The organism is Endozoicomonas sp., assembly GCF_965196975.1.
Taxonomy (GTDB): Bacteria; Pseudomonadota; Gammaproteobacteria; order Pseudomonadales; family Endozoicomonadaceae; genus Endozoicomonas.
The window spans coordinates 4,627,309-4,653,004 of record NZ_OZ239981.1 but is presented as its reverse complement, the minus strand read 5'-3'; the positions used below and the strand labels follow the sequence as shown (position 1 = coordinate 4,653,004).

General features: G+C 46.1%; 20 protein-coding genes. 9 read left to right on the top strand and 11 right to left on the bottom strand.

From position 1 onward, the window contains the following. Positions 1-9 precede the first annotated feature (9 nt). The gene (dnaA, locus tag ACOCLE_RS20860; protein ID WP_419534081.1) at positions 10-1,647 is read right to left on the bottom strand and encodes a chromosomal replication initiator protein DnaA; all 1,638 of its coding nucleotides are present in this window, start codon (positions 1,645-1,647) and stop codon (positions 10-12) included. 709 nt (positions 1,648-2,356) lie between these two features. On the opposite strand from dnaA, the gene rpmH reads away from it, so the two are divergent. The 7 genes from rpmH to mnmE all read left to right on the top strand — a co-directional run bounded on the left by rpmH (position 2,357) and on the right by mnmE (position 11,139). Next, positions 2,357-2,491 (top strand): 50S ribosomal protein L34, encoded by a 135-nt coding sequence (gene rpmH, locus ACOCLE_RS20855; protein WP_081622094.1) that lies wholly within the window; start codon positions 2,357-2,359, stop codon positions 2,489-2,491. A 14-nt stretch (positions 2,492-2,505) separates the two neighbouring features. Continuing rightward, the gene (gene rnpA, locus ACOCLE_RS20850) at positions 2,506-2,877 is read left to right on the top strand and encodes a ribonuclease P protein component (RefSeq protein ID WP_066013514.1); all 372 of its coding nucleotides are present in this window, start codon (positions 2,506-2,508) and stop codon (positions 2,875-2,877) included. A gap of 242 nt (positions 2,878-3,119) precedes the next feature. Continuing rightward, on the top strand, positions 3,120-3,446 hold the full coding sequence (yidD, locus tag ACOCLE_RS20845; protein WP_419534080.1) for a membrane protein insertion efficiency factor YidD: 327 nt from the start codon (positions 3,120-3,122) through the stop codon (positions 3,444-3,446). Continuing rightward, positions 3,422-5,086: a membrane protein insertase YidC gene (gene yidC, locus ACOCLE_RS20840; protein ID WP_419534079.1), complete on the top strand. Its 1,665-nt coding sequence runs from the start codon at positions 3,422-3,424 to the stop codon at positions 5,084-5,086. The genes yidD and yidC overlap by 25 nt, the downstream gene beginning before the upstream one ends. Before the next feature lie 222 nt (positions 5,087-5,308). Next, entirely contained in the window at positions 5,309-9,154 is a 3,846-nt protein-coding gene (locus ACOCLE_RS20835; RefSeq protein ID WP_419534078.1) for a LysM peptidoglycan-binding domain-containing protein, read from the top strand. A 35-nt stretch (positions 9,155-9,189) separates the two neighbouring features. Then, positions 9,190-9,678 carry a hypothetical protein gene (locus tag ACOCLE_RS20830; RefSeq protein WP_419534077.1) on the top strand — a complete coding sequence of 163 codons (489 nt, stop codon included), beginning with the start codon at positions 9,190-9,192 and terminating at the stop codon, positions 9,676-9,678. A gap of 72 nt (positions 9,679-9,750) precedes the next feature. Next, a complete protein-coding gene (gene mnmE, locus ACOCLE_RS20825; protein ID WP_419534076.1) occupies positions 9,751-11,139 on the top strand; it encodes a tRNA uridine-5-carboxymethylaminomethyl(34) synthesis GTPase MnmE in 1,389 nt (462 codons plus the stop codon). Positions 11,140-11,282: 143 nt separating this feature from the next. Here the strand turns inward: mnmE and ACOCLE_RS20820 are convergent, their stop codons facing one another. The 6 genes from ACOCLE_RS20820 to ACOCLE_RS20795 all read right to left on the bottom strand — a co-directional run bounded on the left by ACOCLE_RS20820 (position 11,283) and on the right by ACOCLE_RS20795 (position 18,757). Further along, a complete protein-coding gene (locus tag ACOCLE_RS20820; protein ID WP_419534075.1) occupies positions 11,283-11,798 on the bottom strand; it encodes a hypothetical protein in 516 nt (171 codons plus the stop codon). An 82-nt stretch (positions 11,799-11,880) separates the two neighbouring features. Then, positions 11,881-13,386, bottom strand: a complete 1,506-nt coding sequence (gene tnpC / locus ACOCLE_RS20815) for an IS66 family transposase (RefSeq protein WP_419532963.1) — start codon at positions 13,384-13,386, stop codon at positions 11,881-11,883. 168 nt (positions 13,387-13,554) lie between these two features. Next, a complete protein-coding gene (locus tag ACOCLE_RS20810) occupies positions 13,555-14,835 on the bottom strand; it encodes an ISKra4 family transposase (RefSeq protein WP_419532972.1) in 1,281 nt (426 codons plus the stop codon). 100 nt (positions 14,836-14,935) lie between these two features. Then, positions 14,936-16,096: an ABC transporter ATP-binding protein gene (locus ACOCLE_RS20805; RefSeq protein WP_419534074.1), complete on the bottom strand. Its 1,161-nt coding sequence runs from the start codon at positions 16,094-16,096 to the stop codon at positions 14,936-14,938. Continuing rightward, on the bottom strand, positions 16,093-17,730 hold the full coding sequence (locus ACOCLE_RS20800) for an ABC transporter permease (RefSeq protein ID WP_419534073.1): 1,638 nt from the start codon (positions 17,728-17,730) through the stop codon (positions 16,093-16,095). Before ACOCLE_RS20800 ends, ACOCLE_RS20805 begins: the two co-directional genes overlap by 4 nt. Positions 17,731-17,746: 16 nt before the next feature. After that, a complete protein-coding gene (locus tag ACOCLE_RS20795) occupies positions 17,747-18,757 on the bottom strand; it encodes a Fe(3+) ABC transporter substrate-binding protein (protein WP_419534072.1) in 1,011 nt (336 codons plus the stop codon). A gap of 672 nt (positions 18,758-19,429) precedes the next feature. On the opposite strand from ACOCLE_RS20795, the gene mnmG reads away from it, so the two are divergent. Beyond that, positions 19,430-21,310, top strand: coding sequence for a tRNA uridine-5-carboxymethylaminomethyl(34) synthesis enzyme MnmG (gene mnmG / locus ACOCLE_RS20790; protein ID WP_419534071.1), 1,881 nt, complete (start codon positions 19,430-19,432; stop codon positions 21,308-21,310). Between the two features lie 60 nt (positions 21,311-21,370). Here the strand turns inward: mnmG and ACOCLE_RS20785 are convergent, their stop codons facing one another. The 4 genes from ACOCLE_RS20785 to ACOCLE_RS20770 all read right to left on the bottom strand — a co-directional run bounded on the left by ACOCLE_RS20785 (position 21,371) and on the right by ACOCLE_RS20770 (position 23,408). Next, the gene (locus ACOCLE_RS20785; protein ID WP_419534070.1) at positions 21,371-21,658 is read right to left on the bottom strand and encodes an ArsR/SmtB family transcription factor; all 288 of its coding nucleotides are present in this window, start codon (positions 21,656-21,658) and stop codon (positions 21,371-21,373) included. A gap of 111 nt (positions 21,659-21,769) precedes the next feature. Continuing rightward, entirely contained in the window at positions 21,770-22,360 is a 591-nt protein-coding gene (locus tag ACOCLE_RS20780; RefSeq protein ID WP_419534069.1) for a YhgN family NAAT transporter, read from the bottom strand. Between the two features lie 91 nt (positions 22,361-22,451). Next, a complete protein-coding gene (locus ACOCLE_RS20775; protein ID WP_419534068.1) occupies positions 22,452-22,682 on the bottom strand; it encodes a hypothetical protein in 231 nt (76 codons plus the stop codon). 189 nt (positions 22,683-22,871) lie between these two features. Next, positions 22,872-23,408, bottom strand: coding sequence for a gamma carbonic anhydrase family protein (locus tag ACOCLE_RS20770; protein ID WP_419534067.1), 537 nt, complete (start codon positions 23,406-23,408; stop codon positions 22,872-22,874). Between the two features lie 122 nt (positions 23,409-23,530). On the opposite strand from ACOCLE_RS20770, the gene prlC reads away from it, so the two are divergent. Then, positions 23,531-25,564 carry an oligopeptidase A gene (gene prlC, locus ACOCLE_RS20765; RefSeq protein ID WP_419534066.1) on the top strand — a complete coding sequence of 678 codons (2,034 nt, stop codon included), beginning with the start codon at positions 23,531-23,533 and terminating at the stop codon, positions 25,562-25,564. Positions 25,565-25,696: the final 132 nt, after the last annotated feature.

Here is a 25,696-nt window from a genome sequence, read left to right as displayed (position 1 = left end):
CAATAAGAGTTAACTGGTCAGTGATCGCAGCAGATTTTTGTAATCGCTTTTGATCTCATTATCCACTTCAACCAGCTCTTTCACCTTTCGGCAGGCATGAAGTACTGTTGTGTGGTCACGTCCACCATAGGCATCACCAATCTCAGGTAAGCTATGACTTGTCAGCTCTTTGGAGAGCGCCATGGCAACCTGACGAGGCCTTGCTACAGAACGACTGCGACGTTTGGAAAGAATATCCGCCACTTTGATCTTGTAATACTCAGCTACCGTCCTCTGGATATTATCTATACTGACTTGTTTGTCCTGTAAAGCCAATAGGTCTTTCAGGGACTCCCGAATCAGATCGATATCAATAGGCCTTCCCATAAAATGAGCACTGGCAATAACACGCTTTAAAGCACCTTCGAGCTCACGAACATTAGAGCGAATTCTCTGGGCGATAAAGAAGGCAGCCTCATGAGGAAGCTCCACTTTCTGCTGCTCTGCTTTTTTCATCAGAATGGCAACTCGGGTTTCCAACTCAGGCGGCTCAACCGCAACAGTTAATCCCCAGCCAAAGCGGGACTTCAAACGCTCTTCTACACCACTGATCTCTTTCGGGTAACGGTCACAGGTCAGAATCATCTGCTGCCCGCCCTCAAGCAGCGCATTGAACGTATGGAAAAACTCTTCCTGGGAACGCTCTTTACCAGCAAAGAACTGAATATCATCAATCAAAAGCGCATCAACAGAACGATAGTACTTTTTAAAATCGTTAATGGCATTCAACTGCAGTGCTTTTACCATATCCGCTACGAAACGCTCAGAGTGCAAATAAACGACCCTAGCATTACGGTTCTGTTTAACAAGTGAGTTACCAACTGCATGCATCAAGTGGGTTTTACCCAGACCGACACCACCGTATAAAAACAATGGGTTATAAGAAGCACCGGGGTTTTCTGCCACCTGTCGAGCTGCCGCCAACGCCAGCTGGTTTGACTTACCCTCAACAAACGTTTCAAAAGTAAAGCCAGTGTTCAGAGAACTGTGATGCTTGATGGAACCTTCAACCTCCACCTGCCGAACAGGCGTTACAGGCTCTTCAGGCATATCACTTACAGACTCTTTCAGAGGATTTACCTTAATCTGAGAGAGCTCTTCAGACTGCCTGGAGTAACCATCCTGAGAAGGGATACCTGAGTTCACTGGCTCTGATACCAGATCTGGTTCAGGAGTATTGTCCTGAGCGACCGGTAAAGAAGACACCAGCTCATGAGTAACCACTGAACGCTCAATAGCAGCCTGTTTCAGCGGATTCTCAATGGGCTTATCTGAAACAGGTACCGCTGCAGCAGGCTGAACTTCCCTTAGCTGAGGCTCTCTTGGGCGTGCCGATCGCTTGCTCAGTGAAGGTGGTCGGCGATTAGAAACCGCTAAAGCTACGGCTGGAGAATCCCCATCAGAAAGCTCATCCAGAATCTCTTCGATCCTTGGCAAAAACTTTTCTTTTACCCAGTCAGCAACAAAACGGTTGGGAGCCAGTAAACACAGGTCGTGTTCATCCCCCATCACTTTCAAAGGGCGAATCCAGGTGTTGAATTGCTGAGAAGACAGCTCATCCTGCAAGATATCGATGCATTTTTGCCATAGCTCAAGGGGCACAGGCACTCTCCTACTCTCCAGGTACAGATCAAGATCTGATACGGATATCACTGAAGCCGGTCAGACAGCCTGCTGAAGACCTTCAGGTATGAAATAAAGGTTGGATAGACAAAAGGAAATTGTATCCTTTTTGGTAAAAGTTATCCACACCTTAAAAACAGAGCACTAGATCAGCAAAAAAACAAAACCCGTTAAAATTCAAAAGGTTACAAAAAAACACCTATAATAAAGAGGAAAATATTACTCACGACTCCCTGTGGGTAGATCCGTTTATGAGTGGCCATAAACCTTATGATTTTTCTGTGGATAAATAGAATAACAAATGAGTTGTGGATAACCAAGATACTTACCCACAAGAGATCAAGACCAAAGCAACAGCATAAATTCGGGATTTCGACAAGAAAGTACACATGCAGGAAGGCAGACAGTTACTGGTATAAATTGAGTTATCCACAGAAAAAGCCTTCCTAAATAATCATAGTAAAATCAAAAAAACATCACATAAGAGATAACTTTTCTATTTATATATTTATGAAACAATGGAATTTTGATGCCGCCTGAAATGAGTCTTTATTCTTATATATAAAGAACGAAAGAAGGGTAGGGGAAACAACGGGTGACAATACGGTGCTTCTTGACAAATGCAAATTGACGCTAACCCTTCAATTACTTAGAATGCCCGTCTTTTGTAAGTCCATTAAGACGAGTAACCACGATGAAAAGAACTTTCCAGCCAAGCAACCTGAAGCGCAAGCGTAACCACGGCTTCCGTGCACGCATGGCTACCAAGAACGGCCGTGCGGTAATCAACCGTCGTAGAGCTAAGGGACGCAAGCGTCTGTCAGCCTGATTAGAGCTATCAGTGTGAGCTTATCTTTTAGCCGTGAATCACGGCTACGCTCCTCGGCTGATTTCAAACAGGTATTTGATACAACGGATATCAAGGTATCCAGCAGACAGCTTCTTATACTGGCAAAAGCCAATGAGCTTGGCCGTGCAAGACTGGGGTTGGTGGTTGCCAAAAAAAATATTCGTACTGCCGTTGGCCGAAACCGGGCCAAACGTCATATCCGGGAAACCTTTCGTCTGCAACAGGATGAAGTAGGTAACCTGGATATTGTCGTTTTAGTCCGGAAAGGTTTCAGTGATCTGAATGACAGTGATCTGAACCAGCTACTCAACAAGCAGTGGCAAAGGTTGAAACGAAGGCTGCACGAATGGGAAGCGTCGGCATAACTTTTGGCCAGCTTGATATCCATCCAACCTGAACGAAAATGCCAGAGTAATGTAACAGGAAGCCCTACGGTATTTCCTGTTCGGCTCGACCAGGCTCAGAAAGCTTTCTTATATAAACAGCCACTTTGAGCATTGACTGCTGAGGCTGTTGCCCGCGGAGGGCATGTTAATAAGCATAAGGCTTTTATAAGGCTGAAGGCTTTCTATAGAGCTAAAGGCTCCGACAGAATGAAGGCATATACATGGGCAGATTAGCAAATATCCCCCGAGCATTATTGATCGGGCTGATCAAGATATATCGCTATGCGCTGAGTCCTCTGATGCCCAGCCGGTGCCGCTTTTACCCCTCTTGCTCTGCCTACGGCCTGGAAGCCTTAAATCGTCATGGTTTTCTGACTGGTAGCAAGCTTATCTTGCTCCGACTACTGAGGTGCCACCCCTGGCATCCAGGAGGATTTGACCCGGTACCGGAAAAAGATTCTGGTTATCATCGGACACAATCAGACAATCATATTCATTCACCTGAATGTGTGGCCCGGAACTCATGGATTTCCAAAGAACACTCCTGATCGGCGCTATTGCTGTAGTCGGTGTTTTAACACTGCAGCAATGGAATGAAGACTATCCCGGTACGCCGAAGTCGGCATCCGTCGCTCACTCCGTATCCAGCAGTCAAGCTGGCTCTGATATGCCTTCGTTTACTGATGGCAACTCTATCCCTTCTACCGACGATGGTGCATCAAAACCTTCTGCCCAGCTAATCAGCGTCAAGACCAATACGGTTGACACACTGATTGACCCAGCAGGTGGCGATATCATCAGTCTGACCCTGCCTCAATACCCGGCATGGTTGCCAGAAGAAGGTGAGCAAACCGTTCCTTTCCAGCTTCTGGTGAACAGCCCGGACTGTCAGGGAGAAACAACTTGTGTATTTACAGCACAGAGTGCACTGGCAAAAACCGATGGTCCTGACGCGGATAACCTTCGCGGGGTTTATCATGTAAAACAAGCCAATTACACGCTTGAGGATGGTGAGAACAAGTTGACTGTTGACCTCCATAAAAATACGGATGGGGTCGACATTACCAAAACCTTCACCTTTTATCGTGACAGCTACGATGTTTCGGTTAATTACAAGATTGTAAATAACAGCGACAAGGTGTGGCGCGATCAGTTTTATGCACAGCTGAAGCGGGATAACTCAGAAGATCCAAGTCAGCTCAACTCAAAAGCGCCAATGAATACTTATCTGGGGGCGGCTGTTCGCTCTAATGATGAGCCTTACACCAAGCTGCCTTTTGATGAGTTTTCCGATAAGCCATTCGCTGAGCGGGTTCAGGGTGGTTATGCCGCCATGCTTCAGCACTACTTTGTCAGCGCGTGGATTCCTGACCAGCAAAAAGCACATCAGTATTACACCAAGCAGAATAAAGATGGCTACAACTTCGTCGGTTTCTATGACGATGCCATTGTAGCCAAGCCAGGTGAAACCATTGAGACCGGTGCGACCTTGTATGTTGGTCCAAAGAATCAGGAAAATCTGAAGTCTCTGTCCGATGGTCTGGAGCTGACGGTTGATTATGGCATGCTCTGGTTCCTGGCTCAGCCACTGTTTACCCTCCTGAAGTGGATTCACTCTCTGGTGGGCAACTGGGGATGGTCCATTATTCTTCTGACAGTACTGGTTAAGGCTGTATTCTATCCATTGAATGCCACCAGCTTCCGGTCCATGGCCAAAATGCGCAAGCTGGGTCCAAAGCTGCAGGAAATGAAAGAGCAATTTGGCGATGATCGCCAGAAAATGTCTCAGGCCATGATGGAACTGTACAAGAAGGAGAAGGTCAACCCGATGGGTGGCTGTTTGCCGATTCTTGTCCAGATGCCTGTATTCATTGCCCTGTACTGGACGCTGCTTGAGTCTGTGGAGCTGCGACAAGCGCCATGGCTAGGCTGGATCCACGATCTTTCTCAGATGGATCCGTACTTTATCCTGCCACTGATCATGGGTGCTTCGATGTTTATTCAGCAGATGCTGAACCCGACACCACCAGATCCTGTGCAGGCTAAGGTCATGAAGATGATGCCGGTGATCTTCACCTTCTTCTTCCTGTTCTTCCCAGCAGGTCTGGTTCTGTACTGGGTAACCAACAACGTTCTGTCGATTATCCAGCAGTACATCATTACCAAAAAGATAGAAAACGAAGGCTAAGTCTTCTGCGAAGCAGCATGTCGCTGCTTCGCTTATCCACCTCTCCCCTTCTTTCCCCCCCCGTTATAGACTTTTTCCCAGCTCTTTTGGTTAAGCACCTTTACACTTAATCCCGCGTGTAATATGAGCTTTCAATATTTCTACAGTTGCCCATGGTCGAACCGATAAACAGTTAGTAGCACAAGCTTCCCACTATTGAGCTAACTGGAAAAGATCAGAACCATGATGAAAAAACTGATAAGCACAGCCATCTTAAGCAGTGTTATCGGGAGCGTATCAGCCAACCCAGAACTGGGTTATATGACGCTTAATACTGATAACCATCATTTCTTTAATGCAACCATTGCCATCGACGCTTTGCCGGCAGAACTTGCAGATAAGAAGCTTAAAGTAAAACTGGGCTCTATCACTGATTTTTACCGCCATGATATTGAATACAACAAGCAGGTCTCCAGTCTTCGTTTTAAGGTGACCAAAGACAGTAATGGGAAGCCAATTATCAGGGTTCGCTCAATTCGTGAAATTACAACTGAACAGTTACAAGCGGTTGTTAAGCTTTATGTGGGAAGAAAAAAGGTTTATGGCATTTATGATTTTCAGTTAGGTTCTGATAACTCAGATCATCATGTTGCTCTGAACTTGTTAAATGCTGATCATAAGCCCATCCAACAACAGTTCACTGCCAATACAAGCCAGACAGCAGCTCCTTCATCAACTCTGAGTCTAGACACCGAGGCCATTGTTTCTGGTGAAAAGTATCAGGTTAATCCTGGAAGAACCATTAGTCAGATCGCGATGGAACTGTTGCCTAAATATCCAGAGGTATCTAACTGGCAGCAATTAATGGAGCAGCTTGTTGCTATCAATCCTGATGCTTTTGTGGATGGTGACATCAACCAGCTGAAATCCAATGCTCTACTGAATCTTCCTGATAGAGGAAGTGAGCAAATAGGTTCGGAAGCAATTACTGAGGAAGTGGTCAGTGAGGCGGAGCCAGAAGTAAATGAGCTTGCGGCTGACAATCAGAAGCGTTCAGAAGATCAAAGCGCTCAGACACCTCAGGAAGAGACCTTTGAACCTGCAGTATCTGAGACTTATACACAGAAAGAAAAGCAGCCTCTTGAATTAAGTGAACCTGACGAAGTTCTGTTCGTTAGAAAAACTGAGCAAGAACCTGAAGATCGTTATCAATCAGAGCCTGATATCGTAAATCAAGATATAGAATCTGAGCATGATAGTGATGGACGCTACCGGGTTTTGAAAGGGGAAACCATTAGTCTGATTGCCATCAAGCTTTCACCTAATTATCCCGGATTATCGCACTGGCGTGTATTAATGGATGAGCTGGTGGCTCTGAATCCTAATGCCTTTACCGGTGGTGATGTGAACCGGCTACGAGCAGAAGTGGAGCTCCAGTTACCTGACCCGTCTCAGCTATTGGTTGCTTCAAACTCTGAATCAGGTAACTGGTCAGAAGATCAGCAAAAACTCTCTCAAGAAGAGAGCATAAGTTCATCTTCTGAAAACGATGACGATGTAAGGCCCTCTCAGCAACTGGCTGAGACAGGTAATGACGTAGCTGAAGATAATCCATCTGAGGCAGTAATGGATCTGGTTCAGCAACGTGTTGAGCAACCAGAAATCACTCACCAGGAGCAGATAAGTGAAACTTATCAGGTTATTAAAGGTGAGACTATCAGCTCTATTGCCTTAAAGCTTTGGTCTGATTATCCAGAAGTTAATGACTGGAAAGTCTTGATGGATCAGTTAGTAATGCTGAACCCTGACGGATTTATTGATGGAGACATTAATCAGATTCGTGCAGGGTTCAGTCTTGTGCTACCTGCACAGGATGCATTTCAAACTGCAAAGCAGGAGATAGTTGCTGATATAGAGCAGGAACCAGCATCAACTCAAACAGAAAACCATCAGGCAAACTCAGTTGAGCCTCAGGTGCAGCAACTGGCTATTCCATCAAATGCTACCTATCAAGTGTCTGTGGGAGACAGTATCAGCAGTATTGCCATGAAGCTATTCGCAAATTACCCGGAAGCCAAAGACTGGCAAGTCGTTATGGCACAACTTATTGAACTTAACCCAGATGCTTTTATCAACGGTGACAGTACAAAACTGCGTGCTGATGCTGTTTTAACGCTCCCGGGGAACCCGGATCTTGAGGTGGAAGCTGAAAATCTGGAGGCACCTAAAACAGAAGAGCCATTGGGTGCTCAAAAAGCAGGGACTGAAACATCAGAAAACCTTTCCAGTGGTGACCTCTCTGGCAAAACTCTTGACTCAAGCCGTAACCTGTATCAGGTAGAGAATGGTGAGACCATCAGTACCATAGCCATGAAACTGGCAGACGGCTATCCTAATGCCGGTCGCTGGGAGGCGGTGATGGAGCGTCTGGTTTCCCTGAACCCTGAAGCGTTTATCGATGGAGATGTTAACAGGCTACTTTCCAACGCATTACTTATTCTTCCAGAGCAAGGAGAGTTTGAAGTAGAAGCTGAGAATCAGGAGCTTCCTGAAGAATCTGAGGTTACCGTCAGCCAAGAGGAACAGGCGAGTGAGCCCGGAATGGCTACAATGGCTATTTCGACCTCATCAGTTGATGCAGGGGAACAATATCCGGTTTCTACAGGAGAGTCTGTCAGCTCTATCGCTATGAAGCTGGCCCCAGATTATCCTGAGGCAAACAGTTGGAAAGAGGTTATGGAGCAGCTTATAACCTTGAACCCTGAAGCATTTATTGAGGGTGATACAAACAGGCTGCGCTCTGATGCTCGACTGACCCTACCAGAACGTATTGAGGTTTCTGACGACATTGAAGCTGAAAATACAGAACAGCAAAGACCGAATGTGCCTGGAACTTATATGGTTTCAAGAGGAGATAATCTCAGGTCTATAGCTCTTCAGTTGATCACAGACTACCCGAATGTAAATGACGTTCAAGAGTTAATGGATCGTCTGGTGGAATTAAATCCCGATGCATTTATTGAAGGAGATGCTCGCAGAATATTGGCTGAAGCTGTGCTTGTCTTACCTACCATTGATAGTTTTGCTCAAGATACCACTGAAAGCTCTTTAGCTTCGGGTATTGAATACACTGCTAGTGCAAACACTCCAATAGACCCCCCTGAATCAACTACAGAGAGTAGCTATCAAGTATCCAGTGGTGAAAGCCTGAGAAGTATCTCAATAAGGCTGTTACCGAACTATCCAAATGCGGAAAGTGTAGATGCTGTAATGGACCGTTTGGTTGAACTTAACCCTGAAGCATTTATTGGTGGTGATGCAAGCAGGTTACTGGCGGAATCCACACTGATACTGCCCATGGTAGATGACTTTAGTGCGGAAAAAGTACCTGAAGACGTTATCAATGAGAGCGCCAGTGAAGATGTCCAGAGTCATATTCAGAATTATGGCTACTCAAGTGAAGATAATTCTTATCGAGTTGCGAAAGGAGATACTCTGAGAGTCATAGCTGCAGAAGTACTTCCACACTATTCAACGACTGACAGTATTGAAGCGGTGATGGAAAAGCTGCTAGCGCTGAATCCAGAAGCGTTTATTGATGGAGACCCCAGACGGTTACTGGCTGAGGCAACACTGACTCTGCCAGGCCAGGAAGACTTCAACGTTGATACTGAATTGCAGCTGGCTCCGCAGAAGTATTCCACAGGAGCCTCTGAGGAAGTTGATACTCAGTATCAGGTATCAGCGGGAGAAAGTGTCAGTTCCATCGCCATGAAGCTACTGCCTAACTACCCTCAGGTTCAGGACTGGAAAGTGGTTATGAATAGCCTGATCACACTAAATCCTGATGCGTTTATTGAGGGGGATGCAAATCGTCTGCGCTCCGATGTGTTATTAAGGGTTCCGGGACAGAATGACTTTGAAATAGAGGCTGAGAACCAGGAGTTACCGGATGGTATGGTACCAGACTCATCTTTTCATGAGTCAAAGCCAATAGGGAAAAATAATAACGTCACCCTAGCTTTGGCCAATGAAACACAGGATCAGAAATCAGCTGAAAAAAAAAACATCAGCAGGTTTATCAAGTAGTAAAAGGTGAAAGCCTTAGTGTTATTGCTTTTAAGTTGCTGCCAGACTATCAGCGGTTTGGTGGCTGGTATGCACTGATGGAAGAGTTGGCAAGACTGAACCCATCAGTGTTTGTTGATAACGATATCGGCTTTATTCTGGCTGGAACATTATTACGCTTACCTTACTCTGATGATGCTGTGAATGAAGGCAGAGATACGGCTATGCATGGGTTACAGGGTTGGGATGAGATTGCTGAACAGAGAATAAACGAGCAAGCCATTGAGGTGGTTGCTGAGCCTTATGACCGTATTAGTCAGTCTCTGGCCGTCAGGGTGACTCCTGAGCGCCTTTATCCGGTACCTCAAGGTCACACCATAAGCATGGTTGCTATTGCCCTGTTTCCAGAATTTCCTGAATACGGCAATTGGTCAAATTTGATGGAGGCTCTTTATGAGCTTAATCCGGATGCGTTTATCGACAATGACGTCAATCAGCTCCGATCAAATGCTGAGTTAAGGCTTCCTGACATTATTCGCCCTTAACGAACTGTATGTACTAAAAGCCTATCCGGGCATAGACTATGCCATCGAATTAGCAGTTACCGATGTCTTGTTATGTCTGATTTCAGCAACCTTCACCAGGATACCATTGCAGCCCAAGCTACCGCCCCAGGTCGTGGAGGCGTAGGCATTATTCGTGTATCTGGTCCTGATGCGCTTCGTGTGGCAAGAGAAGTTCTGAAGTTGGAGCCTAAACCCCGCTTTGCCCACTACTGCCCATTTTATGATGGGGATGGTCAGGTTCTGGATGAAGGTATAGCGCTTTACTTTCCAAATCCCAATTCATTTACCGGTGAGGATGTTCTTGAGCTTCAGGGGCATGGTGGTCCCATCATCCTGGATATGCTGCTAAATAGAATTCTTGCTCTTGGTGTCCGGCAGGCAAACCCTGGAGAGTTCTCTGAGCGGGCTTTCCTCAATGATAAATTGGATCTGGCTCAGGCTGAGGCTATTGCAGACCTGATTGACAGTACTTCAGAGCAGGCTGCCCGTTCCGCATTACGGTCACTGCAGGGAGCCTTCTCCCTACGGGTCAATGCCCTGGTTGAGTCTCTGATCGAGTTGAGAATCTATGTTGAGGCGGCCATTGATTTTCCGGAAGAAGAAATCGACTTCCTGAATGACGGTAAAGTGACTGGTGAGCTGGAAAGTATCTCGCAACAGCTCAGTGACGTTATTCGTGAAGCTGGCCAGGGCGCCATTCTGAGGGATGGTATGACCGTAGTGATTGCTGGTCGTCCTAATGCTGGTAAATCCAGTTTGATGAATGTTCTGGCTGGCAGGGATACCGCAATTGTTACCGATATTGCCGGAACGACCCGAGATGTATTGAAAGAGCATATTAATATCGACGGCATGCCGCTTCATGTGATTGATACGGCAGGTCTTCGTGAAACCGATGACCGGGTAGAGCAGATTGGTGTTGAGCGGGCCTTTAAAGCCATTGAAGAGGCTGACCGCGTATTGCTGATGGTGGATGGGTCATCAACCGATGCTGCTCATGCTCACGATATCTGGCCTGAGTTTGCAGACCGTCTGCCAACGCAGGAGAAGCTGACAATTATTCGAAATAAAATCGACCTTACCGGTGAACTACCCGGATTTTCAGAGGTTGATGGTGTTCCGGTTATCCGTATCTGTGCCTGTAATGATCAAAAAAGCGAGCACGGGATTGATGCTCTTCGGGAGCACTTGAAGGCCTGTATGGGATTTGAAGGGGCTATGGAGAGCAGCTTTTCTGCTCGACGTCGCCACCTGGAAGCTCTGCGACAGGCTGGAGAGTATATTGAGAATGGAAGGCTACAGTTGGAGCGCCTTGGGGCTGGAGAATTGCTTGCAGAAGATTTACGCCTTGCACAGAAGGCACTGGGAGAAATTACCGGAACATTCACCAGTGATGATCTGCTCGGCCGAATTTTCTCTTCTTTCTGTATTGGAAAATAGTTATCTAAAGGATGCTGCAAATGAATAACCTATCTAAACTAAAGAGTGAAAGGTTGTTCATGCACACCCTGATAATTAGTTTAAAAATTTAGAAAATACTGCAGATAATGTGTAAAAAACAATTAAACTTATTAAGTTCTTGATTATTGCTTATCGTAGTTTCCTTCAAATGGCATCAGTATATAAGTAGGTGTAAAGTAAGCTGAATCAATATGATCACTAAATGATGATGTCGTATCTCTTTTACTTTCTTGAATCAAAAAAGGAATTGGTTGTCCTGATGTTAATTTAACACTAGCCTTTCCCAGTTTAAAGTCATTGCATGTACTTTGTTGTATATCAAATGATGACTCATGAGTTCCATCATGCACGGTCAAAAAGAAGGTTATTGGATTGCTAAATATAAAATAATCAGATTGTTGCTTTATTTGAAGAAATTTGGTGTTCTTGCGTAAAGGCTTATATAAGTTTTCAATACGTTCAAACTGGAATTGATTCTGTACATGTCCATATGTCATTACCACTTCTTTTATTGACCACTTATCCAATAGTTCAACAATGATAGTTCCACATTGATAATCTTTTTCTTGGTAAACACCAGAGGCCGAAACATAAAAAGAAGTAAATATTATTAGGAAAATAATTAATTTCTTTAACATTTTATTATTCGACCATATCTATAAATTAACATATTTAAAAAGTAGTATGTAATAGACTAGATACATAATAATTAGTTCGTAACTATTCAGCACCCAGCAAAGGCGTATTGTTGTAATTTCGAACCGCTTTAAGAAGCGCCTGAAATATGTTCAACCCCTGCTTTTTAGCAGATGATAAATAGCTTCGGATTCGGGTAAACATGGTACCTCCGTCTTCGCTTCTGAAGCAGCCTGAGATCTTCTGCTTAAGTTTGGCCATCCTGGCATCACGTTCACTGCCATTGTTATCGAAGGGAATTGAAAAGTCCGACATGAAGCGCAACGTTTCAACCTTAAACTCAATAAGCCTTTTGAACAGGTTGTAGGCCTTGGTATTCCTGACCTTCTTACGTCCAAGCACCTGTCGTTGTTTTTCCATATAAGCGGTTTCCTTCGTGAGAGCCCTTTGAAGGATTTGGTCGTATATCGTCTCAATGCGAAGCTGTATTGCACCAGGCATTTGAGTCAGACCGGCTGCTTTGTATTTCTTGCAGAAGTGCCAGGAGAGCGTAAGCAATTTCATCAGCCGCAGAGCCAGCTTATTCGCATCCCTATCGACAACTCCCTGAAGCTCTCTCAGATGATGGGCATTACAAAGCACATGCACTGCCGCATAGGCAAAGTAGGACTTCCAATGATCGTGAACCAGAATGCCTGCAAAAGTCAGCAGGATGCCCATTGCATCCATTGCTTCACAACCTCGCCTTTCTGAGAGGTAGTAAAGCGTCCATTGGTCATCTCGCATAATGTGTAACCACCACAGTGAACCGTCAACCCGCATGCCAGTTTCATCCGCTCCTGCAACCGGACTTTCTTGTAAAGCATCGCGGATACTCTGCTCAGTAGAGGCCAGGTTCTCATGGGTATAGGCAACAAAATTGGCAACAGAGCCTGCGCTGACACTCATGCAATAAATAGTATTGAAATACTCAGACACCCGGTGATATGGGATGAAGTGATACTGGTTTAAATGAACAGCCATTGCCTGAGTCACTTCTCCGTATTGAGCAGCGGCTTTCACTCCTTGGGGAAACTCAGCGGTGTTCCGTTTACCACAAGGACATACTTTAACGTCTGCCCAGTACGCGGTAACTTCAAATTCTCCGGGTCTACCTGGATCAAAAACCTGTCGCTCAATGTATTTGGTGGGTTTAATATCGATAAGCGAAGACTGGCAACAGCAACATTTTTCAACCTTCAGATGCCTGACATAATCGGGTAAGGCGACACGTCTCAAACAAGAGCCTTGATGACCTTTCTGGCCACCTGGTTTATTGCCTGAAGATGGTCTAAGGCTTTTGGGGTTCGGTGTTTCCTGTGAGGAGCAGGGGGCTTCTTTGGAAGATGTATCACCTTTATCACTCCCTTTTTTACTGGGCTTTTGATAACCATCTGACGATGGTGGCTTACTACTGTTTTGACTGTTTTTATTAACCCTTTCTTCCAGTTCGCTGCAACGTTCCCGTAAAAGCGCATTCTCGGTCCGAAGCTCTTCATTCTCTTTAAGGAGAGCTTCGGTAAACGGAGTAGCTGGGAAGTCTGGTTCCATACTGGAGATTTGTTAGAAAAATTGAGTATAAGATGATGGTCGAAAAATCAGAAAATTCCAGATTTATATGAAGGGTGCTGAATAGTTACGGATGATCTAATAGAAATGACTAAGCTGCTCGCTGCTTAATCATTTCTATTGGGGTACTCTCTCAATTTGATAACTGACTCATAGGTTAGCTTCAACCTTTCCAGTCATGAACTCAGACCAAAGTTGTTCCCAGCGCCCCTTACTCTGGATCAGTGCTCTTGTTGTCAAAAGCACTTCCGCTCCTGTTGCTTTCCACCTCATTCCAGAACCACATAATCGTTGCTTTACCAGAGTCTTACAAGCCGCTTCAGTAACTCCTGAACCTATTGGCCAATGGCGTTTAAGCGCCTGATGATAATTCATTAACTGGTGATTGTTTGTAAAATAGCTCACAGCTTTGTAGCGCTTCTCTGTCAGTGCGATTGTCTTTTTCGGGAGCTCGGCTGATTCAATTTCCTGAAGGATTTTTTTGGCTGCTCCACGCTTGTTTTTCAAACTATGTAGCCTGTCTTCAAGCCACTGGTGTCGCTTCGCCTTACTGGTTGGAAACAGTGCTTCCGCTGCTCCAGCTAAATATTCAGATGCATGATAAAAATCGAGTATCTGCCCAGAGGTATGTTGTTTCAAATAACTCCAGTTTTCTCTAGCCCCGTCAGCTACCCCGATGTATGTGGCATTTGGGTAGAGTCGTTTTAGATCTGCAATCTCCTCGTCGAGCTTGCTCATAAAGCTTTGTTTACCATACTCTGGCGAACTGGCTGTATATATCGTGTGGAGCCTGTCTCCATCTGCAGAATATAGGCTCAATGTCCCACACATGGCTTCCCTCCAGCCTTCTTCACAAAGCAGCATGCAGGTTCCATCCAGACCAATGGCTATTGTTTCAACAGGCTCTTTTAGTGGAGGAAGGTGGTAGTGAGTGTCTTGCTGGTCTTCAATTAATGCACCTACTCTGTCCGATAAATGCTTGATATAAGAATTTGAAAGCGTCCTTTGATGGTTGGTCTCAAAATCTTCTTTTACCGCAGGCGCTGGCATCTGGCTGTATTTCCAGGCGATAGACTTGGCAAATTTGGGGGTAGCTGAACCAATAATACCGGCACGAAGATCAAGTGCTGCCAGAGTACTGCCACCTCTGACACCCTGATATACGGAGCGCTCCAAAGGTATACGACCGTATAAGGTTTCATAGTGCTTAAGAACCTTTCCTTTGTAGTTCCACTTCTGCTGATTAACGACGATAGGTTCTTTATTGGGTGATTCAAATAGCCCCAATAACTCTTTTGTTCCAAGCTGCCCGGCTTCATTGAGTGCACGCTGTAAACTATCTTCAAGATTCAGCATGTTGCCTGAATCTATAGAAACTTCAATTTGCAAAACGATGCTTTTGGTAGAGCTGGAAATAACAGAAGCGGGCATGACAGTTAACTATTATGAGTGGTGTTCCCATAGTAGCTGTGAAAATAGAGCACTATTGTTTCAATCATTCAGAGAGAGCACCCTTCTATTGAAGTTAATATTATCTTGGGACTAAGTGCCCATTTGAATCAAACAGAACCAGATCATGAGGAGAAATGCTCAACTGAACTATTGAGTTCTCTGAAACAGGATTGGAATGCTCTGCAACCAGCTGATAGCTTCCATGGCAGCAGTCCAGATGAATTTCACTGCGTATATTTTTCCCCATGAACTGCTGCCGGGTAATGGTTGCCTGTGGAAAAGTGGCGGTAGATTTCTGCGTTGTTGAGTTTGCAGATTTATCCACAGCTGAAACTTCAACCATCTGTGGCCGGATAAATAACTCTAGGCTTTCCTTCTTCTCTACTTTTTCCATAGGGAGAGACTGTGTGGATTTCACAAGACCTAGTGGGGTACTCACATGGAACTCATCTTCAATGGTTACTGGCAGAACATTTCCTGCCCCCATAAAATCGGCAATAAACCGGTTGTCTGGATGATGATAGATATCGAAGGCCGTTCCCTGCTGCATGATTCTGCCCTGGCCCATTAATGCAATGGTATCCGCAAATGCAAAACCTTCTTCACGACTGTGGGTGACAAACAGTCCTGCGACTTTTTGCTGCTTGAGAATATCCCGGATCTCTCTGACCAGATGCTGACGGACCTGGCTGTCGATATTTGAAAACGGCTCATCCAGCAACAGGATTGAAGGTTCATTGGCCAGCGCCCTGGCTATTGCTACTCGCTGCTGTTGTCCTCCAGAGAGTTCATGCGGATACCGCTTATCAAGACCATAGAGGTTGACCAGCTGAAGCATATCCTGAACCCGTTGTCTGATCTGTTCAGTGGTCTTTTTCTTAAGGCCGAACGCGATGTTGTCAAAAACCGTCAGGTGGGGAAACAGGGCATAGTCCTGAAAGATCATACCGATTCCCCGCTGTTCTGGAGGTGTTACTCTGGTAGCAGAGCTGACTTCCTTTCCATGTAGCTCAATGGTGCCGGATACCGGCTGAATCAAACCCGCTATCGCTTTCAATAAGGTCGACTTACCACATCCACTTCGACCCAGAAGACAGACAATTTCCCCATCCTCTATGGACAGGTTTAATCCTGATAGAACAAGATTGCTGGCAATAGCGTTGTTTGTTCCCGGTGGGCTGCTTTTTTTGGCAGAGCTGTCATAAGCACAGGCAAGTTCAGTGATTTTCAGGGCACTCATTTCTGTTCCTGCCTTTCCAGAGAGCGGTTTAGCATAATTAGAGGAATCAATCCTACCAGAACCAGTACCAATGCGGCAGGTGCCGCATATTCCAGCTGCTCATCAGACACGTATTGGAAGACCCAGGTTGCCAGTGTTTCAAAATTGAAAGGTCTGAGTAACAGCGTTGCAGGCAGCTCTTTCATGCTCTCAATAAATACCAGCAACAGTCCCGCCAGCATACCCTTGCGGATTAAGGGAAGGTGAACACGTTTCACCATTTCCTGAGGGTTACATCCCAGAGTTCGACTGGCCATATCCAGCGAAGGGGAAACTCTCCCAAGACTGGACTCAACGCTGCCAACAGCAACAGCAGAGAAACGCACAACATAGGCAAAAATCAGGGTAATGATAGAGCCACTGAAAATGAGCCCTACGGTTGACTGGTTCCAGTGAATGAGCAGTTCGTTGATTAAATGATCAGAGAGTGTCAGGGGAATCAGTACACCAATGGCCAGAACATTGCCTGGCAGGGCATAACCGGTTGAGGCAAGGCGAGCTGGAATTCGAGAAAAACTCGTACTCTTTAAACGCTGATAAACACCAAGGAACAACGCAATAAAACAGGCTACAGCGGCTGCGGAACCGGAAACCATCAGGCTGTTAAACCCATATTCAAAAAGCTCCGTGCTCCACGAGTTATCGAAATAGGCAATCATATACTCCACCAGCACCAACGATGGAAGCAGAAAACCCAGGATAACAAGCATCCAGCACCAACCAATAGCCAGCCACTTTGACCAGCCTGAAAGTTCGACCAGCTCCCGCTGCTCCTGCCCCGTATTTTTCTGATAGAGCTGCTGTTTACGGCGGCTGTATTTTTCAGTACTGATCAACAGCATGACCACCAGCAGCATCATGGCTGAGATTTTTGCTGCTGCATTCAAGCTGCCATAACCAAGCCAAGTGTCATATACCGCAGTTGTTAACGTCGGAACGGAAAAATAGCTTACCGTAGCAAAATCACCGAGGGCTTCCATGCCCATCAGAGCCAGACCGGTAATAATGGCTGGACGAGCCATGGGTAATGTTACGCGGAAGAAACTTTGTAGCGGTGAGCACCCCAAAAGCCGGCTTGCCAGCATCTGGCTTTTTGATTGCTCAAGAAAAGCGGTTCTTGCCAACAGGTAAAGGTAAGGGTAAAGCACCAGAGCCAGAACGATAATAGCGCCGCCAAGGCTGCGTATTTCCGGGAAGGAATAGTCTGCTGCGGATTCCCAGCCAGTGAGCGCTCTCAGAAACCGTTGAACTGGCCCGGCAAATTCCAGAAGGTCTGTATAGATATAGGCAATAACGTAGGATGGCATAGCCAGTGGTAAAACCAGCAACCACTGTAGCTGGTCTCTTCCTGGAATTCGGGTATTGGCCATCACCCAGGCTGCAGGAATAGCCAAAATGGCTCCAAGCCCCCCTACTCCGAGAATTAGAAGAACACTGTTCGCTATGTAGGTGGTGAGAACCGTATTCCACAGATGATCAAATAACTCTCCGGCAGGGGCGAGAGCCTCTATGACCAGAGCAATGACGGGAGAAAACAGCAAAAGGGCCAGCAACCAGCTGCCAGCCCTCCAGTAGATCGGTAAGTTGTGATTCATGCACTAATGAATAGATCTAGAGATCAAATTTTACTTCGTCCAGAAGACGTTGGGCCTTGGTACGGTTCGCTGCAATTTCTGAAATAGGCAGTGGGTCAGCCTTGAACTCACCCCATGCAGCAACGGTGTCAGACACAGGAACCTTCGGATTGACCGGGTACTCCATGTTGTCTCGAGCATAAATGGATTGAGCCTCTTCACTGGCCAGGTACTCCATCAGCTTGAGGGCATTATCCTTATTAGGCGCGTACTTTGCCATCACCATACCGCTGATGTTGACATGGGAACCAAAGTTTTTCTGGTTAGGGAAGTTGATATAAACCGCATCAGCCCAGGCTTTTTGATCGTCATTCTGCATCATTTTGCCAAAGTAGTAGCTGTTGCCCAGAGAGACATCACAAACGCCCTCTTTGATCGCTTTTACCTGAGCACGATCGTTTCCCTGAGGACGACGGGCCAGGTTTGCTTTCACCCCTTCCAGCCACTGTTTGGTTTCAGCTTCGCCTTTATGGGCGATCATGGAGGCTACCAGACCAATGTTGTATGGATGCTTACCACTGCGGGTACAGATTTTTTCCTTAAACTCACTGCTGGCCAGGTCTTCATAGTTGATATCAACCGGTTTTTCACCACGCTTGGAACTGTAAATATTTCGAACCCGCATGGTCAGTGAGTACCACTGGTTATTTGGATCTCTTAAGTGCGCAGGGATGTTCTCATTAATGGTTTTACTGTTGACTGGCTGTACCAGTTTGCGGTCAACCAGATCAAAAAGACTGATCATGTCAGAAGTCAGCACAACATCTGCCGGGCTGAATTTTCCTTCTCGCTCTATACGCTCTTCCAGGCCTTTCTTGGCAAATACAACGTTAACCTTAACGCCTGTCTGCTCTTCAAAGTCTTTCAGCATGGGCTCGATCAAAAAAGGTTGGCGGTAAGAGTAGACATTCACTTCTTCAGCAGCCTGAGCCAGCAAAGAAGAACAAGAAATAGCAATAGCGGAAGCAATAGAGAGAAGTTTTTTCATAGCGGTCTGTAAACAAGAATTATTATCGTTTGCGAATTCTACTTATTTCCACTGAATTCGCAACCGCTTTATTCCTCTGTGGATAAATTCAATTGCTATAAAACCATCGATTACTTTGAACATCCGATAACAAAAGGCTTTCAGGCAAGACATCTGAGAATCATGGAAATGTGGACATATACACAGACAAGCTATTAACAAGCCAAGGAATAACCTTTTAATAATATCTTTCTGTGGATAACGTCTGTTTTTTCCACAGCTTAATGACATGTTAACTAAACCTTTCTACCAAAAATACAACAGGGTTGTTCAATCAGTAATTTAATGAAAATAAAGAGATTTACTTGGTTATCCACAGATTTTATCAACACCTATATCTATTAAAAAAATAAAAGAACACTAAGAAACAGCTATTCGCTGTTATTACTGTTGTTTACACGGAAAAACCGTCCATTTTTATGAGAAACGTGTAGAGTTTTTGGGTGGATCTGCTGGCTGTGAGTAAAATTACGTGGCTTGTTTCCTTTCACAGACGTTATGAAAGCGTTGTCATTGGGCTAGCCGCTTGAAATCTTCAGATCACTCTTATCCAATGCTGGGTCACAGCGCTATTTAACCTGTGTATAATTGCCGGCCTTATCTTCTCTTGATGACAGGTGACAAACTTTGGCAGTGGATTTCCCAAAACAATTTGATGTGATTGTTATCGGTGGTGGTCATGCCGGTACTGAGGCCGCCCTGGCTTCAGCACGTATGGGCGTTAAAACGCTGTTGTTGACCCATAACATCGAAACTCTGGGGATGATGTCCTGTAATCCAGCCATTGGCGGGATTGGTAAAAGTCATCTGGTAAAAGAGGTTGATGCGCTTGGCGGTGTCATGGCAAAAGCGACAGACCTTGCCGGCATTCAGTTTCGGATTCTGAATGGCAGGAAAGGGCCTGCTGTAAGAGCAACAAGAGCACAGGCGGATCGTGCTCTGTATAAAGCAGCCATTCGTTCGATTCTGGAAAACCAGGAGAACCTGTGGATATTTCAGCAGGCTGCGGATGATCTGGTGGTTGATGACAGCACCAGTCAGGTTCGTGGTGTCGTGACCAACATGGGGGTTCGTTTTCTTGCCCCAAACGTTGTTTTGACCGCAGGTACTTTCCTTGGCGGCCGAATTCACATTGGTCTGGAAAATCACAGCGGGGGCCGAGCTGGTGACCCTCCATCCATTGCCCTTGCAAACAGGCTGAGAGAATTGCCTCTGGATGTTCAGCGCCTGAAAACAGGTACTCCTGCACGTATTGATGCCCGGAGTGTGGATTTTTCAGTGATGGAAGCTCAGCCAGGGGATACGCCGATGCCGGTGATGTCTTACCTTGGATCAATAGAACAACACCCTGAGCAGGTATCCTGTTATATCACTCATACCAATGAGCGAACCCACGACATTATTCGTGGTGGACTGGATCGCTCACCCATGTTTACCGGGGTGATTGAAGGCATTGGCCCTCGTTACTGCCCATCGATAGAAGACAAAATTACCCGCTTTGCGGATAAGAACTCGCATCAGGTATTTCTGGAGCCGGAAGGGTTATCCACACATGAGCTGTACCCCAACGGTATTTCCACCAGTTTGCCCTTCGATGTGCAGATTAATCTGATTCACTCTATTCGTGGCCTGGAAAATGCTCATATTACCCGTCCCGGTTATGCCATTGAGTACGACTACTTTGATCCAAGAGGGTTGAAGTACTCTCTGGAAACCAAAGCCATTGGCGGTTTGTTCTTTGCTGGTCAAATCAACGGTACTACTGGGTATGAGGAGGCTGCAGCACAAGGGCTGTTGGCTGGTATGAATGCGGCTCTCAGGGCACAGGACAAAGAGTCCTGGTGTCCTCGTCGTGATGAAGCCTATATCGGTGTGCTGGTGGATGATCTGATTACCAATGGCACCAGCGAGCCTTACCGCATGTTTACCAGTCGGGCAGAGTACCGTTTGATTCTTCGGGAAGATAACGCAGATCTGCGTTTGACGGAGAAAGGTAGAGAGCTTGGTCTGGTGGATGATGAGCGCTGGGCAGCATTCAGTGACAAGAAAGAGCGTATTGAGAAGGAATCTGAGCGCCTTAGAGCGGCGTTTGTCCATCCAGGTAGCGATGCAGCCAGTACACTGGAAAATAAGCTCAGCAGGCCTATAAGCCGTGAATACAGCCTTTTGGAACTGCTTCGCCGTCCTGAGTTGACCTATAATGATGTCGCTGGACTGGTGGGTGAGGCTGAAACCCATGACCAGGTAGCGGAACAGGTTGAGATTCAGATCAAGTATCAGGGGTATATTGATCGTCAGACAGAAGAGATCGATCGTATGCGGCGCTATGAGAATACCCGTATACCGGAGACCCTTGATTATACATTGATTGAAGGATTGTCGAACGAGCTGAAGCAGAAGCTGAGTGATGCCCGTCCCGAGACACTTGGCCGTGCATCCCGCATTCAGGGCATGACACCTGCTGCAGTCTCTTTGCTGCTGGTGTATATGAAAAAGCGTTCCATGGCGGCTTGATCAGCCAGTTACATGTTCCTGATGTCTCAGGAACATGTAACGTTAACCTCTCGATTCAGTTTATTCATCCACACAACACTCCTCGCTGAGAAATCCCATCACTTCATTGAACGTGTCAAACTGGGCAATGCAGTACAGTGTCCTTCCATCTCGCTTCTGTTGAACCAGCCCCACTGAAACAAGCGCTGAAATATGGTGAGAAAGGGTTGAACCGGGAATATCCAGCTCCTTTTGCAGGGTTCCAACGGGCAAACCATTATGGCCAGACCTGACAAGGCGTTTGAAAATCCCAAGTCTCGAAGGATGCCCCAGCTCTTTCAGAGCCTTTGCACAAGTGTCTAGATCCATAGTAGAAACTTACGTGACAAATAATTCGATAATAATGGAAATGAAGTGGGTTTGTACAGAAACTGCTTCCGGTTTATGGATTATTCTTTGGAAGCAGCTGGTCAATATTTGCTAGGCCAAATAGTGAGCAATGCCGTCCATAAACATCTGTACAGAGAGCATAACCAGTATCATCCCCATGAGCCGTTCAATGGCAAATATGCCCCGGCCACCCAGCAATTTCATGATTTTACCCGACATCATCAGAATGGCCGCACTCAGCGCCCAGGAGATAAAGACAGCCATGGCGAGTTTTAACTGATTTCCTGGGTGCTGACTGGATACCAGCATCAGGGTTGCCAGAATTGATGGGCCCGCAATGAGAGGGATTGCTAATGGGACAATGAAGGGTTCACCGTCTGGCGTACTGCCCATGATGCCGCCACCCCGACTGGATGGGAAAATCATACGAATAGCGATAATAAACAGGATGATAGCACCGGCAATACTCACCGATTCCTGTTTCAGATGAAGTGATAACAGCAGATATTTACCGGCAAACAGGAAGATCAGAAGAATAAACAACGCTATGAGGAGCTCTCTGATGAGCACCTTACTGCGCCTCTCTTCCGGAACACCTTTCAAGATCGAAATAAAAACAGGCATATTGCCCAAAGGGTCCATGATCAGGAAGAGTAGAATAACGGTTGAATATATTTCCATGTTAAGCGTAGCCAGATTGCCCTGAAAAGAGGGGTGGCTTATAACACATCTGAAATACAGACGAAAAGCACACCTCAGGTGTGCTCACAGATTATACACGGCCTTTTTCCGCAACTATTGAAGCCAGCCTCTGAGCATTTGATCTTTCGTAGGGAGTATCTTCTCCCATTAGAATATCCTCTTCAGCAAGCTTGTCATGGTACTTATCTGTCGCTTTGTCGGCCTGCTGAGTAGCACTGGCTTTTGCCGCTTCTTCAGCAAGTTCGATCTGAAGAGCGAGTAAATCTTCTTTGTTTCCGCTATTGACACCTTCGATTGGCATAGTTTTCACCCCAGAAAGTAGTTGTTATGAAACCCAAAAACGTTGCTAATAAATTCAGATTAGTTTTAGTGAGATGAATTCGTCTGTAATACTATGGTCGATAGCCTGAAAAAGACCGCGTATTTTTCTTTTAACTAATTGATAGTTAAAGATTAATAAATAGTGAGCCTTGTTCTTACTGATGAAAGTTCAAGTGATCAGATAGCTATCCTTCAGTTTCACGTAATTTCCTGCTGTGTATTTGAAAAAACTACGTTCTTTTTCAGATATTTCCCGTGTTTTTGTGGCCGGATTGCCTTTGTAAACAAAGCCACTTTCAAGACGTTTTCCCGGTGGTACCAGACACCCCGCAGCAACGATCACTTCTTCTTCAACCACTGCGCCATCCAGAATAATGGCGCCAATACCAATCAGGCATCGATTTTTAATGGTGCAGCCATGAAGAACCGCTTTATGCCCTACGGTTACATCATCGCCAATCGTCAATGGGTAGCCATTGGGGTTGTAATCGCTGGCATGGGTGATATGCAGAACTGAACCGTCCTGTATGCTGGTTCTGGCGCCAATGCTGATTGAATGCATGTCGCCACGAATAACGGCCGTTGGCCACACAGAGCTGTCATCCCCGATCGTGACATCGCCAAGCACAACTGCACTCTCGTCGATGTAGACCCTTTCTCCCATAACTGGCATTTTATTATTGAAGCTTCTGATGGCTTGACTCATTGAGCAGGGCTCCTCTGGTGTTTCTGCCATAGTGGATAGTGCGCTGACTGGATTCTGCTTGAATTCATACGGCGGTGCACCCATCTATTACAAATAATAACCTTGGTATAGAGAGCTGTCCTATGAATAACCCGCTACTGGAATCCAGTGAACTTCCTCCGTTTTCCAAAATTCTTCCTGAACATATAAAGCCAGCGATTGAATCCATTATTGATGAAAATGAAAAAGCGGTAGCGGCGTTACTGGCTTCCGGGGCGGGTACCGAATGGAGTGCTTTGCAAGAGCCTCTGGACCAACTGGATGACCGGCTGGGTCAGGCCTGGTCACCTGTTGGTCATATGAATGCAGTGGTCAACAGTGAAGCGCTGAGGGATGCTTACAATGGCTGTTTACCACTGTTGTCTGAATACTCCACTCGCCTTGGGCAAAATCGCCAATTGTTTGAAGCTTACCAGTCTCTGGCAGACTCTGAAGAGTTTAACAAGCTGGACAGTGCTCAGCAGAAAGTGATTAACGATAATCTCAGAGACTTTCGTCTTGCCGGTGTTGCCCTGGAAGACGATAAGAAAGCCCGCTATGGCGAGATTAAAAAACAGCTGTCAGAACTGACCAGTAAGTTCTCTGACAATGTTCTGGACGCCACCATGGCCTGGAGCAAGCTGATTACCGATGAATCTGAACTGGCTGGATTACCCGAGTCCGCACTGGCAGGCGCAAAGCAGCTTGCTGAGTCTAAAGAGAAAGAAGGCTGGCTGCTGAATCTGGACTTCCCAAGCTACTTTCCGGTGATGACCTATTGCGATAACAGGGAGCTCAGGAAAGAGGTTTACACCGCATTCTCTACTCGTGCTTCTGACCAAGGACCGAATGCCGGGGAGTTTGATAATACTAAGAACATCCAAGAAATCCTCAAACTGCGACATGAGCTGGCTCAACTGCTGGGTTTTGATAATTACGCCGAGTATTCCCTGGCCACCAAGATGGCCGAATCTCCTGATAAAGTCATTGAGTTTCTCGAAGACCTGGCTGCGAAAAGTAAGCCTCAGGCAGAAAAAGAGCTGGCAGAACTGAAAGCGTTTGCCAAAGAGACGTTCGGTGCTGAAGAGCTTGAAGCCTGGGATGTTGGTTATTATGGCGAAAAGCTTCGCCAGCAGCGTTATGCCATTTCTCAGGAAGAGCTGCGCCCATGGTTCCCGGCAGAGAAAGCGATTTCTGGCATGTTTGAAGTCGTAAATAGACTCTATGGTATTGAGTTTGAAACGGTGAATAACGTGGATACCTGGCATAAGGACGTTCGCTTTTTCAACATCACCAGGAAGGGAGAAGTGATCGGCCGTTTCTACCTGGACCTTTATGCCAGAGAGCATAAGCGTGGTGGTGCCTGGATGGATGTTTGCCGTTCGCGCTGGAAGCAGGATGACAAGTTGCAACTGCCGGTAGCGTATCTGACTTGTAACTTCACACCTCCAGTTGGTGATAAACCGGCTCTACTGACTCACGATGAAGTGGTTACCTTGTTCCATGAGTTTGGTCATGGGCTGCACCATATGCTTACCAAGGTTGATTATGCAGCGATTTCAGGCATCAGTGGTGTTGCCTGGGATGCCGTAGAGCTGCCCAGTCAATTTATGGAGAACTGGTGCTGGGAGAAGGAAGGTCTGGCCATTATCTCCGGTCATTTTGAAACGGGAGAGCCTCTGCCGGAAGAGATGCTGGATAAACTGCTGGCCGCAAAAAACTTCCAATCCGCCATGATGATGGTCAGGCAGTTGGAGTTTTCGCTCTTCGACTTCAAACTGCACAAGGAGTACAGGGAAAACATTGATGTGCAGTCTGTGCTTAATGAGGTACGTAAGCAGGTAGCTGTAGTCATACCTCCATCTTTCAATCGTTTTCAGAACAGCTTCAGCCATATCTTTGCGGGTGGTTATGCGGCGGGATATTACAGCTACAAATGGGCTGAAGTTCTATCAGCTGACGCATTTTCACGCTTTGAAGAAGAAGGGATTTTTAACCGGAACACCGGCGAGTCCTTCCTGCATGAGGTTCTGGAGAAAGGCGGTTCAGCAGAACCTATGGAGCTGTTTGTCAACTTCCGTGGCAGAGAGCCACAGATTGATGCGCTACTGCGTCATAGTGGTATTCAGACGGCTTAATGGCTTAGACTTCGCACTAATAATGATAAGTCTTGCAGTTAAATGACGATTATTTGAAGTAAATACGCAGCAGACAGTTTGAGGAGCTTTCTGTTGCGTATAAATGTCAGGTCATCAGTCAGGGATATGAGC

Bases quoted from the DNA above. Each gene is read 5' to 3' on its own strand.
- rpmH (WP_081622094.1), top strand. From the start codon at position 2,357: ATGAAAAGAACTTTCCAGCCAAGCAACCTGAAGCGCAAGCGTAACCAC.
- yidD (WP_419534080.1), top strand. From the start codon at position 3,120: ATGGGCAGATTAGCAAATATCCCCCGAGCATTATTGATCGGGCTGATC.
- yidC (WP_419534079.1), top strand. From the start codon at position 3,422: ATGGATTTCCAAAGAACACTCCTGATCGGCGCTATTGCTGTAGTCGGT.
- ACOCLE_RS20835 (WP_419534078.1), top strand. From the start codon at position 5,309: ATGATGAAAAAACTGATAAGCACAGCCATCTTAAGCAGTGTTATCGGG.
- mnmE (WP_419534076.1), top strand. From the start codon at position 9,751: ATGTCTGATTTCAGCAACCTTCACCAGGATACCATTGCAGCCCAAGCT.
- ACOCLE_RS20820 (WP_419534075.1), bottom strand. From the start codon at position 11,798: ATGTTAAAGAAATTAATTATTTTCCTAATAATATTTACTTCTTTTTAT.
- tnpC (WP_419532963.1), bottom strand. From the start codon at position 13,386: ATGGAACCAGACTTCCCAGCTACTCCGTTTACCGAAGCTCTCCTTAAA.
- ACOCLE_RS20810 (WP_419532972.1), bottom strand. From the start codon at position 14,835: ATGCCCGCTTCTGTTATTTCCAGCTCTACCAAAAGCATCGTTTTGCAA.
- ACOCLE_RS20805 (WP_419534074.1), bottom strand. From the start codon at position 16,096: ATGAGTGCCCTGAAAATCACTGAACTTGCCTGTGCTTATGACAGCTCT.
- ACOCLE_RS20800 (WP_419534073.1), bottom strand. From the start codon at position 17,730: ATGAATCACAACTTACCGATCTACTGGAGGGCTGGCAGCTGGTTGCTG.
- ACOCLE_RS20795 (WP_419534072.1), bottom strand. From the start codon at position 18,757: ATGAAAAAACTTCTCTCTATTGCTTCCGCTATTGCTATTTCTTGTTCT.
- ACOCLE_RS20785 (WP_419534070.1), bottom strand. From the start codon at position 21,658: ATGGATCTAGACACTTGTGCAAAGGCTCTGAAAGAGCTGGGGCATCCT.
- ACOCLE_RS20780 (WP_419534069.1), bottom strand. From the start codon at position 22,360: ATGGAAATATATTCAACCGTTATTCTACTCTTCCTGATCATGGACCCT.
- ACOCLE_RS20775 (WP_419534068.1), bottom strand. From the start codon at position 22,682: ATGCCAATCGAAGGTGTCAATAGCGGAAACAAAGAAGATTTACTCGCT.
- ACOCLE_RS20770 (WP_419534067.1), bottom strand. From the start codon at position 23,408: ATGAGTCAAGCCATCAGAAGCTTCAATAATAAAATGCCAGTTATGGGA.
- prlC (WP_419534066.1), top strand. From the start codon at position 23,531: ATGAATAACCCGCTACTGGAATCCAGTGAACTTCCTCCGTTTTCCAAA.